This is a genomic window from Pseudomonas rhizozeae (assembly GCF_031583775.1).
GTDB lineage: Bacteria > Pseudomonadota > Gammaproteobacteria > Pseudomonadales > Pseudomonadaceae > Aquipseudomonas.
The window spans coordinates 138,499-150,284 of the sequence record NZ_JAVLSB010000049.1 but is presented as its reverse complement, the minus strand read 5'-3'; the positions used below and the strand labels follow the sequence as shown (position 1 = coordinate 150,284).

Here is an 11,786-nt window from a genome sequence, read left to right as displayed (position 1 = left end):
TGCGAGACATATATATGTACCGCACGCGCAATAAAAAATAATGAATAAGATTCAACGCGGCGGGAATTGGCGCGAAAACAGGTGGCGTTGTTAGATAGGAGAATCAAAGGGTGTGAATGAACTTCCATCCATGGAAGTCGGTATTCATGTTTAGTTCGAACCGTGCCCGGCAGTGAGGAACTTGCTGAGAAATTGCCTGGTTCGTTCTTCCTTGGGATTGGCGAACAGTGCCTTGGCTTCGCCCTGTTCGACAATCACGCCCTTGTCGAAAAACACCACACGGTTGGCCACGTCCCGGGCGAAGCCCATTTCGTGGGTGACAATCACCATGGTGCGGTTTTCTTCGGCGAGGCTGCGAATGGTCGACAGCACTTCACCCACCAGCTCCGGGTCGAGCGCCGAGGTCGGCTCATCGAACAGGATCACTTCGGGCTCCATCGCCAGCGCCCGGGCGATCGCCACGCGCTGTTGCTGGCCGCCGGAGAGGCGTCGCGGATACGCATCTTCCTTACCCGCCAGCCCCACTCTGGCCAACAGCTTGCGGCCCAAGGCCTCAGCTTCGGCGCGCGGGGTCTTCTTGACCACGATCGGGCCTTCGATGACGTTTTCCAGGGCGGTACGGTGCGGGAACAGGTTGAAGTTCTGGAACACAAAACCCACGTGCTGGCGCAAGTTGCGCACCTGGCCTTGCTGTTGGTTCAACGGGCGGCTGCCATCGATCTCGATATCACCGACCTTGATCCGGCCGCTGGTGGGTTCCTCAAGGAAGTTCAGGCAACGCAGGAAGGTGGTTTTGCCCGAGCCGCTCGGCCCGATAATTGCCACTACCTCGCCTTCCTTGACCTCCAGATCGATGCCGTTCAGCACCACTTGACCTTTGAACTGCTTAGTCAGTTTTTCCACGACAATCATGGGGTCAGGACTCCTGGTCGTGTCGGTTGACGCGGTCTTCGAGGCGGTTCTGCAAGTGCGCGAGCACACTGGCGAGGATCCAGTAGATCAGCGCCGCCGCCAGGTACATGGTGAAGACTTCGAACGTGCGAGCGGTGATTAACTGCGCCTGGCGGAACAGCTCCGGCACCTGGATGGTCGCCGCCAGTGCGGTGTCCTTGACCAGCGAAATAAAGCTGTTGCCCAGCGGCGGCAACGCCGTGCGCATGGCTTGCGGCAGGATGGCCCGGCGCAGGGTCTGCGCGCGGGTCATGCCAATACTCGCCGCCGCTTCCCACTGGCCGCGTTCGATCGAACTGATCGCGGCCCGCAGGATTTCACAGGCGTACGCGGCCATGTTCAGCGAGAAGCCGATCAGGGCCGCCGGCAGCGGATCCAGCTCGATGCCCATTTGCGGCAAGCCGTAATAGATCACGAACAGTTGCACCAACAACGGCGTGCCGCGAAAGAACGACACATAGATGCGAGCCAGCCAACTCACGGTCTTGAAGCGCGACAACCGCATCAGCGCCAGGCCAAACCCCAGCAGCAGGCCGAAAAACATCCCGCCCAGGCTGAGGATGACCGTGTAGTACGCGCCCTTGAGCAAAAAGGGCGCGGAATCCAGCGCGAGTTGAAAAGCTTCTTCCATTATTGAGTGACGTCAGCGTTGAAGTATTTTTCCGAGAGCTTTTTCAGCGTGCCGTCGGCGCGCAGTTTCTCGATGGCTTTGTCGATGGCGGCCAGCAGTTCAGGCTCGCCTTTGCGCAGGGCAATGCCGGCGTCCTGACGCGAGAACGGGGCACCGGCCACGGCCAAGGTGTCCTTGGTTTTGGTGACCAGTTCCAGTGCGGCCAGACGGTCCACCAGAATGGCGTCGATACGGCCTACGCGCAGATCCTGGTACTTGGTTGGATCATCGTCGTAGGTCTTGATGATGGCTTTAGGCTGGTTCTCTTTGAGCCATTGTTCGTAGTTGGTACCCAGGCCCACCCCGACTTTCTTGCCTGCCAGGTCGTCAGCGGTCTTGATGGTGTCTGCATCGGCCTTCTTGGTCAGGGCCTGAATCCCGGAGACGGTGTACGGCACGGAGAAGTCGTACTTCTTTTTGCGCTCTTCGGAAATGGTCACCTGGTTGATCACCGCGTCCAGACGTTTGGATTCCAGCGCCGCGAGGATGCCGTCCCATTTGGTCGGTTGCAGTTTGACCTTGACGCCCAATTCCTTGGCCAGTGCTTCGGAGAACTCGACCTCGAAGCCTGCAAGCTTGCCGTTTTCATCGACGAAGCTGAACGGTGGGTAGGTGCCTTCAAGGCCGACGTTGATCACGCCCGCGTCTTTGATTTTTTGCAGTTGCTCACCGGCAACCGCTTGCCCCAGCAGACCGGCGCTCAGCGCCAGGCCCAGCGAACCCACCAGCAGATTGCGACGTAGTGCGGAAAAATTCATGACAGCCCCTGTGTTTTCTTATGAAAAAACGCGTTAGGAAAGTTGGCAAATCCGGGAATTTCGTGACTGCGATATCCTGCCTTAAAGCGGCCTATGCGTCTCCCGGCAATTCGCCGTCGGCGAGACTATATGATGACGTTTTTAGATAGGAAAATAATAAATATTGTGTTTGTTATTCTTTAAATGAATATAAGGGTAACGCTGTACCTGTGGCGAGGGAGCTTGCTCCCGTAGAAGGCCGAAGGACTTCCTGCAATGGCCAAATAAATGGGGGGCTGCTGCGCGACCAGCGGGAGCAAGCTCCCTCGCCAGACCGTTTTGCAATAGTCAGAACGCCGAGTGGTAAGCGAACAAGGCCGGCGCGCCACCGGTGTGCAGGAAAATGATCGGCCCTTCATCAAAACGCCCGCGCCCGATGCCGTCGAGCAACCCGGCCATGGCCTTGCCGGTGTAGACCGGATCCAGCAGCAAACCCTCTTGGCTCGCCAGCAATTTCACCGCAGCCAGGGTGCCGGCATTCGGCTCGCCGTAGCGCGGCGCGAAGTATTCGTCCCACAGCTCAATCTTGAAACTGGCCGGCAGGCTCACGCCCAACAGCTCAGCGGTGCGTTGCGCCAAACCCTGAACCTTGGGCCGCTGGTCGTCATCGCTGCGCGAGACCGTGACGCCAATCACTGGCAGTTCCGGCAATGCTTCGCTCAATGCCAGTGCCAGACCGCTGTGGGTGCCGGCGCTGCCCGAGGCCAGGACCACGGCGGCGAATTGCAGGCCGGTGTCCTTGATCTGTTCCGCCAGTTCCAGCCCGGCGCGCACGTAGCCCAAGGCGCCCAGCGCGTTGGAACCGCCAATCGGCACCACGTAGGGTTTCCTGCCGCTGTTGCGCAACCGATCAGCCAAGGCCTGCAACTGCTCGTCAGCGTTGTCGAGGTTTTCCACCAATTCGACTTTAGTGTCGAACAGGTCCAACAGCAGCCGGTTACCGTTGCTCAGGTAATTGCTGTCGTCGGTGCCGATCGGGTTTTCCAGCAACGCCACGCAGCTCAAGCCGAGTCTGGCCGCCAGCGCGGCAGTCTGGCGCACGTGGTTTGATTGCAGGGCGCCGGCGGTGATCAAGGTGTCGGCGCCCTGAGCCAACGCATCGGCGGCCAGGTATTCGAGCTTGCGCAGTTTGTTGCCGCCCATCGCCAAGGGGGTCAAATCATCGCGTTTGACATACACGTCGCGGCCCAGCCAGGTCGACAGGCGCTCGAGTTTTTCCAGGGCGGTGGGGTGGCTCAACAGGTTGAGGCGAGTAAAACGGTCCAACTGTGGTTTGATCATGGGGGCCGTACTGACTACAAGGGTGACTGGACTATAGGCAGGCGATATTACGGCGGCAACCGCCAATCACTTATAACCAGAAGTTTTGTCGCCAGCACAATCGGTTCTTAATTCGGCTTCGTGCCCTTACCGTAAAGTAGCGGCGTTAGTGCGGCCAGATCGTCCGGCTGCCCGTGAGGAGTTTCTACCGTGAGCGAGCGTTCCAGCCATTGGCAATTGCAGACCATCGTCAGCCAACTGCGTACAGCCCGTGATCAGTGGCGCACGCAGAATGGTCGAGTCAGCGGCGAGCAGGGCGGGCGTGAATTGCCATCGCGCGCGGCGATGGCCGAGATCCTCGAAGCGTTGTGCGGCGCACTGTTCCCCATGCGCCTGGGCCCAGAGGACTTGCGTGAGGAAAGTGAGGATTTCTATGTCGGCCATACTCTGGACGCCGCGCTGAATGCCTTGCTCGCGCAAGCGCGGCTCGAATTGCGTTACGCCGCGCGCCATAGCGCCCAGGCGGAGAGCGAAGTCGAGGCGCGGACGATCCAGATCATTCAGGAATTCGCCCTCGCGCTGCCGGGTCTGCGCACCTTGCTCGATACCGATGTGCTGGCCGCCTACCACGGCGACCCGGCCGCCCGCAGCGTCGATGAGGTGTTGCTGTGCTATCCGGGGATTCTGGCGGTGATCCACCATCGGCTGGCGCACCATCTGTATCGCGCCGGCCTGCCATTGCTGGCGCGGATCAGCGCGGAAATCGCCCACTCCGCCACCGGCATCGACATCCACCCCGGCGCGCAGATCGGCCGCAGCTTCTTCATCGACCACGGCACAGGTGTGGTCATTGGTGAAACCGCGATCATCGGCGAGCGAGTGCGCATCTATCAGGCCGTGACCCTTGGCGCCAAGCGTTTCCCGGCGGACGAAGACGGCCAGTTGCAGAAGGGCCATCCGCGCCACCCAATCGTCGAAGACGACGTGGTGATCTATGCCGGGGCGACCATTTTGGGGCGCATCACCATCGGTAAGGGCTCGACCATCGGCGGCAACGTCTGGCTGACCCGCAGCGTGCCGGCGGGCTGCAACCTGACCCAGGCGAATCTGCAGCACGATGATGGGACGCAGAAGTAGGGTCCGAAATCCCTTGTGGTCCTGCTGACGCCATCGCGGGCAAGCCACGCTCCCACAGTTTTTGTGTTGTTCGCAAAATGACCGTTCGACGCAAAACCTGTGGGAGCGAGCTTGCTCGCGATGGATTTCAATGCAAACCGCAATATCGGCACTTAGCTGATTTCCCACTGAACGAATCCGCCAATCCCTCCGTCATACCCATCCTTGAGCTAGCGTACTCCCAGTACCACCCAGCCTGGGGATTAGTCCTTAGCACCCTATCCATGTTTAACTTGAACGCTCATTCAAGTTAAACCGGCGGTTCGCTGCCCGCTCACAACAGGAGGCTTGCCTTTGCTGAGTCCGATTTTTACAGCCACATTTTTTCCCTCCGAGGCGCACGCTTCATGAGTGCATCCTCGACGCCCGCCAGTGGCCAGGTCCGCATGAATCCGCCGGTTTTTTACTTCGCGGCGACCTTCATTTTGCTGTTCGGTATCGTGGTCATCGCCATGCCGGAGCAGGCCGGCGCTTGGTTGCTCGCGGCGCAAAACTGGGCGGCCAACACGGTTGGCTGGTACTACATGCTGGCGATGACCCTGTATCTGGTCTTCGTGGTGGTCACCGCGTTATCGGGCTACGGCAAGATCAAACTGGGTGCCGACCACGACGAGCCCGAATTCAGTTACCTGTCCTGGGCCGGCATGCTGTTCGCCGCCGGGATCAGCATCACCCTGTTTTTCTTCTGCGTGTCCGAGCCGCTGACGCACCTGGTGCAACCGCCCCAGGGCGAGGGTGGCACCGCCGAGGCGGCGCGTCAGGCGATGCAGGTGTTGTTCCTGCACTGGGGACTGCACGGCTGGGGCGTGTTTGCGTTTGTCGGCATGGCCCTGGCGTACTTCGCCTACCGTCACAACCTGCCGCTGGCTTTGCGTTCGGCGCTGTACCCGCTGATCGGCAAGCGCATCAACGGCCCGATTGGCTATGCGGTGGACGGCTTTGGCATCATCGCCACGGTGTTCGGCCTCGGCGCCGACATGGGCTTCGGCGTCTTGCACCTCAATTCGGGGCTCGATTACCTGTTTGGCGTCGCTCACACCCAATGGGTCCAGGTCGGTTTGATCACCCTGATGATGGGCGCGGCGATCATCGTCGCGGTCTCCGGCGTCGACAAGGGTGTGCGAGTGATGTCCGACATCAACATGCTGCTGGCCTGTGCGCTGCTGCTGTTCGTGTTGTTCGCCGGGCCGACCCAGCACTTGCTCAACACCCTGATCCAGAACATCGGCGACTACCTCGGCGCGCTGCCGATGAAGAGCTTCGACCTGTACGCCTACAACAAGCCCAGCGACTGGCTGGGCGGCTGGACCGTGTTCTATTGGGCGTGGTGGATTGCCTGGTCGCCGTTTGTAGGGTTGTTCATCGCGCGAATTTCCCGTGGTCGCACCATTCGCGAATTCGTCTTCGGCGTGCTGCTGATCCCGCTCGGGTTTACCCTGGCGTGGATGTCGATTTTCGGCAACAGCGCCATCGATCAAGTGCTCAATCACGGCATGAGCGCGCTCGGTATGTCGGCCCTCGATAACCCGTCGATGAGCCTCTACCTGCTGCTGGAAACCTACCCGTGGAGCAAAACCGTGATCGCGGTGACGGTGTTTATCAGCTTCGTGTTCTTCGTCACCTCGGCGGATTCCGGCACCGTGGTGCTCTCGACCTTGTCGGCCAAGGGCGGCAACCCCGATGAAGACGGGCCGAAGTGGCTGCGGGTGTTCTGGGGCGCGATGACGGCGCTGGTCACCAGTGCGCTGTTGTTCTCCGGCAGCATCGATGCGCTGAAATCGGCGGTGGTGCTGACCTCGCTGCCGTTCTCGCTGATTTTGCTGCTGATGATGTGGGGGCTGCACAAGGCGTTTTTTCTGGAGTCGCAGAAGCAGATCGCGCAGTTGCATTCCCTGGCTCCAGTCTCGGGTTCGCGGCGTGGCGGTTGGCGTCAGCGCTTGAGTCAGGCGGTGCATTTCCCGTCGCGCGACGAGGTTTATCGCTTCCTCGACAGCACCGTGCGCCCGGCGATTGAAGAGGTGACCGCGGTGTTCGTCGAGAAGGGTTTGAACGTGGTCACACAACCGGACCCGGCCAACGACAACGTCAGCCTGGAAATCGGTCACGGCGAGCAGCACCCGTTCATCTACCAGGTGCAAATGCGCGGCTACTTCACGCCGTCATTTGCCCGTGGCGGCATGGGCTCCAAGGAGCTGAACAACCGGCGTTATTACCGCGCCGAAGTGCATCTGAGCGAGGGCAGCCAGGACTACGATCTGGTGGGCTACACCAAGGAGCAGGTGATCAACGACATCCTCGACCAGTACGAGCGGCACATGCAGTTCCTGCATCTGGTGCGCTGAGCCTCAACCCTCGGTGCTCAGCCGCATAAACAACAGCAGCGCCGCCACCGGCACCGCGAACACCAGCACGCCGATCGCCAGTTCGCTGCCCAGCGACTGGCCGGCGCGGAGCATGCCATTGGCGCCGTTGATCACGGTCAGCGCCAGCCACAACAGGACAAAAGTGTAGGTCAGGGTCTGGCGACTGAAGCCGATGCGCTCGCCGATGAACAGCATCAGCGCCAACAGCGCCAGGCCGAACGTGATGATGATCGCGGTGTGCATGATGGATTCCTCGGCTGGGCGTTAAAGCTCTCTGCGTAGAGTGTGGTCGAGGGAATAGCATCCCGCTCCGCGAAACATGATGTAGAACGACAGCAACGCCATCAGCACCGGGTATTCGATCCCGCGATCGATCCACGGCCAGGTCGGGCCGAGGATCCAGGCGATGGTCAGCATCTGCACGCCCATCATCGCCGCCAGCAGGCGCGTGCCCAGTCCCAGCACCAGTAACCCGCCGCCGACGGCTTCCAGTAACGCGATCAGCAGGCCGATCAGGTGTGGCTGCGGCAGGTGCAGGACGTTCTCGATCAAGTTGACCGACGCCGCCATCGGGTCAGCCATCGAACCGTGCGCCCGGCCCAGCAGCTTCGGCAGGCCGTGGGTCAGCATGATCACGCCGTAACCGGCGCGCAGCAGCGTATAGGCCAGCGGTTCACCCGCGCGATACAGCGGCGCCAATGCTGGGATCAATAGCCTGTTACTCGGTGGCTGATGCATGGTGAACTCCTTGGTCGGCTGTTGCGTGAGCGCTTCAGACCAACCCGCCGTTAGCCCGCAGGATTTGCCCGTTAACCCACTCCGCCGCCGGGCTGACCAGGAAGGACACCACGCGGGCGATGTCCTCTGGCTGGCCGAGGCGCTCCAGCGGAGGCATTTTGGCGAAGGTCTGGATCTGTTCTTCGCTTTTGCCGTGCAGGAACAGGTCGGTGGCCACCGGGCCTGGCGCCACGGCGTTGACCGTGATGTCGCGGCCGCGCATTTCCTTGGCAAATACCTGGGTCAGCGATTCCACCGCCGCTTTGCTGGCGATGTACACCGCGTAACCCGGCAGGTTGAGGCCGACGGTGCTGCTCGAGAAATTGACGATCCGCCCGCCGCTGTTCAGGCGAGTCGCGGCTTCGCGCAGGGTGTTGAAGGTGCCGCGGGCGTGGATGTTGAAGTTCTGGTCGAACAGTTCATCGCTGTGTTGCGCCAGCGGCAGCACTTTGAGGATGCCGGCGTTGTTGATCAAGACGTCGATCTTGCCCAGTTGCGCTTCCACCTCGTCGAACATCCGGCGCACGTCCTCGGCCTTGGCCACGTCAGCCTTGACCGCCATGGCGTGATGACCGGCCTGGCGCAATTCCACCACCAGCCGCGACGCTTCGCCGGCGCTGTTGGCGTAGTTGATGGCAACCGCGAAACCTTCGCTGGCCAGCTGTTTGGCGATGATTGCACCGATGCCGCGAGAGGCGCCGGTGACCAGGGCAACTTTAGAAACGGAAGTGTTCATGGCGGTGATCCTGTAGGCGGTGAATTGGGGTGAAGCCAGATTCACATGTTTACCCAGACCGATAAATGCCGGAGAGTTGCCTTGACTGTTCAATAAACGCCAACAATCGAACGCCGGGAGGCAGCCGTGGATCAAGTCAAAGCGATGAAGGTGTTCGTGCGTATTTACGAGCGCAGCAGCTTCACCCAGGCCGCCGACGACCTGAACCTGCCTCGAGCGACCCTGACCCACACGCTCAATCAATTCGAAACCTGGCTCGGGACGCGTTTATTGGAGCGCAGTACGCGCAAGGTCCGTCCTACGCTGGACGGCGAAGCCTATTACTCACGCTGCGTACAATTGCTGGCAGAACTGGAAGAGGCCGAACTCGCCTTTCGTGGTTTGGCACCCAAAGGTCGCTTGCGCGTGGATCTGCACGGCACACTGGCGCGGGCCTTTGTGATTCCGGCGTTGCCGCAGTTCATGGCGCGTTACCCGGACATCGAACTGTCGCTCAGCGAGGCCGATCGCCTGATCGACCTGATCGGCGAGGGTGTCGATTGCGTACTGCGGGCCGGCACCCTCAGCGACTCGACGCTAATCGGCAAACGTGTCGCCAACCTGCGCCAGATCACCTGCGCCAGCCCGGCTTACCTGCGCAAATACGGCGAACCCCAAAACCTCGACGACCTCAAGCACCACCGCGCGGTGAACTACGTCTCGCGCACCACCGCCAAGCTCTTCCCGTTCGAATTCATGGTCGATGGCCAACTCAAGGAAGTCGCCATCGAAGGCGCGGTGTCAGTCTTCGGCGCTGAAATCTACGCGGCCTCCGCCATCGCCGGCCTCGGCCTGATCCAGTGCCCGGAATACCGCATGGAAACCCAAATCGCCCAAGGCCTGATCAAACCCATCCTCCTCGACACCCCGCCTCCGCCGATGCCGGTGTCCGTCCTCTACCCGCACAACCGCCAGATGTCACCACGGGTGCGGGTGTTTGTGGATTGGTTGGGAGAAGTGTTTGCGGGGGCGCTGTAGCGTGAACCTCGCAAGTTGTCTGGGCGGGCGGGTTAAGCTAATGTTTGTCTTAGTGTGTATGGTGTGTATAGAGCGTCGCTCCTTCGCGTAGTGTGTGCAGCGGAACTGCTGCCCCACAAGGGCGAGTGATGCGAAGTCGAGAAATGATCAGGACGATTGAGGAGGACGGCTGGTATCTGGTGGCTGTCAGAGGTAGCCACCACCAGTACAAGCATCTCTACAAACCAGGCCGGGTGACGATAAAGCACCCTGACTCGGATCTTCCGAGAGGAACTATTCACAGCATATTGAAACAGGCGGGCTTGAAATGAGGCTCGATACTGGGCTCCCCGCGACGGGGGCATTTGAGGGAGAACCTATTGTCATGAAATTCCCGGTCGTACTGCACAAGGACGCCGACTCAGACTACGGCGTGATCATTCCCGATGTACCGGGCTGCTTCTCTGCGGGCGCCACGGTGTCGCAGGCATTCGAGAATGTGAAGGAGGCGCTGGCTCTGCACTATGAAGGGCTGGTCGCCGACGGTGAGCCATTCCCGCAGGTGCGCGAGATTGATGACCATCTCGACAATCCTGATTTTGCCGGTGGTGTCTGGGGTGTTGTGGAATTCGACATCACGTCTTACTTCGGCAAGTCAGTCCGATTCAATGCCACTTTGCCGGAACAACTACTGGAGCGCATCGACCAAACCGTCAGCCGGGACAAGCGCTATAGCTCCCGATCCGGATTCCTTGCGGCTGCCGCGCTGAGAGAGCTTTCAGCCTGACCTGCTTTCGAGCGATGCACTACAACCATTACCGTGGCGAGAATTCGGGGAATTGTGAAACGTTTCAGCAAATAGTCGAACCGACGCTTGGAGAGGTGTTCTCAAGGGGTATGCTGGGCATCGTCAACTGAGCGTCTGCTCGCAAGAAGGTCGGCTCGACCTGGATGATGCCCAAAAACATACAAGAGAGGATTCGATGACTTATACCGCTGCCGAAAACCGCTATGACTCCATTCCTTACCGCCGCGTAGGCCGCAGCGGGCTGGTGTTGCCAGCGTTGTCCCTGGGCTTGTGGCACAACTTCGGCGACAGCACGCCGATCGACACCCAGCGCGCGTTGCTGCGTACCGCGTTTGACCTGGGCATCAACCACTTTGACCTGGCCAACAACTACGGCCCGCCGTATGGCAGCGCCGAGATCAATTTCGGCCGGTTGCTGCGCGAGGATTTCAAGCAGTACCGTGACGAGTTGATCATCTCGAGCAAGGCCGGTTGGGACATGTGGCCCGGCCCGTATGGCCAGGGCGGCGGGTCGCGCAAGTACGTGCTGGCCAGCCTCGACCAGAGCCTGCAGCGCCTGGGCCTGGATTATGTGGACATCTTCTACTCGCACCGCTACGACTCGGACACCCCGCTGGAAGAAACCGCCAGTGCCCTGGCCACTGCCGTGCAGCAAGGCAAGGCACTGTACATCGGCATCTCGTCGTATTCCGGGGTGAAGACCCGCGAAATGGCCGCGCTGCTCAACGAGTGGAAAGTGCCGTTGCTGATTCACCAGCCGGCCTACAACCTGCTCAATCGCTGGGTGGAAAAGGACCTGCTGGACACCACCGACGAACTCGGCACTGGCGTGATCGCGTTCACTCCGCTGGCGCAGGGTTTGCTGACGGACAAGTACCTCAACGGCGTACCCAAAGATGCGCGGGTCAACCGCCCGGGTGGTGGTTCGTTGCAGGCGTCGCATCTGTCGGAGGCTAACATTGCCCACGTGCGTGCATTGAATGAGATCGCCCAGCGTCGCGGCCAAAGCCTGGCGCAGTTGGCCCTGGCCTGGACCTTGCGCGACCCCCGCGTGACTTCAGCCCTGATCGGCGCCAGCCGGCCGGAACAGATCATCGAGAACGTCGGGGCGTTGCAGAACCTGAGCTTCAGCGCTGAAGAACTGGCGGAGATTGATCGGTTTGCCCAAGAGGGTGGGATCAATTTGTGGGAGAAGCCGTCGACGGCTGAGTAAGTGTCTGGCGCCGGTTTAAAACTGGCGCCTGTTTCGACC

At 60.5% G+C, this 11,786-nt stretch carries 13 protein-coding genes; 6 read left to right on the top strand and 7 right to left on the bottom strand.

Annotation, left to right across the window (positions count from 1 at the left end):
• Positions 1 to 150: 150 nt before the first annotated feature.
• The 4 genes from tcyN to RG836_RS17830 form a co-directional block, all read right to left on the bottom strand.
• Positions 151 to 912 (bottom strand): L-cystine ABC transporter ATP-binding protein TcyN, encoded by a 762-nt coding sequence (tcyN, locus tag RG836_RS17845; protein WP_310847986.1) that lies wholly within the window; start codon positions 910 to 912, stop codon positions 151 to 153.
• Between the two features lie 4 nt (positions 913 to 916).
• Positions 917 to 1,582 (bottom strand): cystine ABC transporter permease, encoded by a 666-nt coding sequence (gene tcyL, locus RG836_RS17840; RefSeq protein WP_310847984.1) that lies wholly within the window; start codon positions 1,580 to 1,582, stop codon positions 917 to 919.
• Entirely contained in the window at positions 1,582 to 2,379 is a 798-nt protein-coding gene (gene tcyJ, locus RG836_RS17835; protein WP_310847983.1) for a cystine ABC transporter substrate-binding protein, read from the bottom strand. The genes tcyL and tcyJ overlap by 1 nt, the downstream gene beginning before the upstream one ends.
• Before the next feature lie 327 nt (positions 2,380 to 2,706).
• Complete coding sequence (locus RG836_RS17830) at positions 2,707 to 3,699, bottom strand: D-cysteine desulfhydrase (protein WP_310847982.1); 993 nt, start codon at positions 3,697 to 3,699, stop codon at positions 2,707 to 2,709.
• A gap of 189 nt (positions 3,700 to 3,888) precedes the next feature.
• Between RG836_RS17830 and epsC the strand changes: the two genes are divergently transcribed.
• Positions 3,889 to 4,815: a serine O-acetyltransferase EpsC gene (gene epsC / locus RG836_RS17825; RefSeq protein ID WP_310847981.1), complete on the top strand. Its 927-nt coding sequence runs from the start codon at positions 3,889 to 3,891 to the stop codon at positions 4,813 to 4,815.
• Positions 4,816 to 5,240: 425 nt separating this feature from the next.
• Positions 5,241 to 7,196: a choline transporter BetT gene (betT, locus tag RG836_RS17820; RefSeq protein ID WP_310848062.1), complete on the top strand. Its 1,956-nt coding sequence runs from the start codon at positions 5,241 to 5,243 to the stop codon at positions 7,194 to 7,196.
• 3 nt (positions 7,197 to 7,199) lie between these two features.
• Here the strand turns inward: betT and RG836_RS17815 are convergent, their stop codons facing one another.
• The 3 genes from RG836_RS17815 to RG836_RS17805 are packed head-to-tail and all read right to left on the bottom strand — an operon-like array spanning position 7,200 to position 8,730.
• A complete protein-coding gene (locus RG836_RS17815; RefSeq protein ID WP_310847979.1) occupies positions 7,200 to 7,460 on the bottom strand; it encodes a hypothetical protein in 261 nt (86 codons plus the stop codon).
• Positions 7,461 to 7,481: 21 nt separating this feature from the next.
• A complete protein-coding gene (locus RG836_RS17810; protein ID WP_310847977.1) occupies positions 7,482 to 7,955 on the bottom strand; it encodes a DoxX family protein in 474 nt (157 codons plus the stop codon).
• A 34-nt stretch (positions 7,956 to 7,989) separates the two neighbouring features.
• Positions 7,990 to 8,730: an SDR family oxidoreductase gene (locus RG836_RS17805; RefSeq protein ID WP_310847976.1), complete on the bottom strand. Its 741-nt coding sequence runs from the start codon at positions 8,728 to 8,730 to the stop codon at positions 7,990 to 7,992.
• Between the two features lie 126 nt (positions 8,731 to 8,856).
• On the opposite strand from RG836_RS17805, the gene RG836_RS17800 reads away from it, so the two are divergent.
• From RG836_RS17800 to mgrA, 4 genes are all read left to right on the top strand, one after another.
• A complete protein-coding gene (locus RG836_RS17800; RefSeq protein ID WP_310847975.1) occupies positions 8,857 to 9,747 on the top strand; it encodes a LysR family transcriptional regulator in 891 nt (296 codons plus the stop codon).
• A 128-nt stretch (positions 9,748 to 9,875) separates the two neighbouring features.
• A complete protein-coding gene (locus RG836_RS17795) occupies positions 9,876 to 10,058 on the top strand; it encodes a type II toxin-antitoxin system HicA family toxin (RefSeq protein ID WP_310847973.1) in 183 nt (60 codons plus the stop codon).
• Between the two features lie 53 nt (positions 10,059 to 10,111).
• Entirely contained in the window at positions 10,112 to 10,513 is a 402-nt protein-coding gene (locus RG836_RS17790) for a type II toxin-antitoxin system HicB family antitoxin (protein WP_310847971.1), read from the top strand.
• Positions 10,514 to 10,709: 196 nt separating this feature from the next.
• A complete protein-coding gene (mgrA, locus tag RG836_RS17785) occupies positions 10,710 to 11,747 on the top strand; it encodes an L-glyceraldehyde 3-phosphate reductase (RefSeq protein ID WP_310847969.1) in 1,038 nt (345 codons plus the stop codon).
• Positions 11,748 to 11,786 lie beyond the last annotated feature (39 nt).

What these genes read in the sequence shown, in the direction of transcription:
- tcyN (WP_310847986.1), bottom strand. Translation starts at nt 912, where the DNA reads ATGATTGTCGTGGAAAAACTGACTAAGCAGTTCAAAGGTCAAGTGGTG.
- tcyL (WP_310847984.1), bottom strand. Translation starts at nt 1,582, where the DNA reads ATGGAAGAAGCTTTTCAACTCGCGCTGGATTCCGCGCCCTTTTTGCTC.
- tcyJ (WP_310847983.1), bottom strand. Translation starts at nt 2,379, where the DNA reads ATGAATTTTTCCGCACTACGTCGCAATCTGCTGGTGGGTTCGCTGGGC.
- RG836_RS17830 (WP_310847982.1), bottom strand. Translation starts at nt 3,699, where the DNA reads ATGATCAAACCACAGTTGGACCGTTTTACTCGCCTCAACCTGTTGAGC.
- betT (WP_310848062.1), top strand. Translation starts at nt 5,241, where the DNA reads ATGAATCCGCCGGTTTTTTACTTCGCGGCGACCTTCATTTTGCTGTTC.
- RG836_RS17815 (WP_310847979.1), bottom strand. Translation starts at nt 7,460, where the DNA reads ATGCACACCGCGATCATCATCACGTTCGGCCTGGCGCTGTTGGCGCTG.
- RG836_RS17810 (WP_310847977.1), bottom strand. Translation starts at nt 7,955, where the DNA reads ATGCATCAGCCACCGAGTAACAGGCTATTGATCCCAGCATTGGCGCCG.
- RG836_RS17805 (WP_310847976.1), bottom strand. Translation starts at nt 8,730, where the DNA reads ATGAACACTTCCGTTTCTAAAGTTGCCCTGGTCACCGGCGCCTCTCGC.
- RG836_RS17795 (WP_310847973.1), top strand. Translation starts at nt 9,876, where the DNA reads ATGCGAAGTCGAGAAATGATCAGGACGATTGAGGAGGACGGCTGGTAT.
- RG836_RS17790 (WP_310847971.1), top strand. Translation starts at nt 10,112, where the DNA reads ATGAAATTCCCGGTCGTACTGCACAAGGACGCCGACTCAGACTACGGC.
- mgrA (WP_310847969.1), top strand. Translation starts at nt 10,710, where the DNA reads ATGACTTATACCGCTGCCGAAAACCGCTATGACTCCATTCCTTACCGC.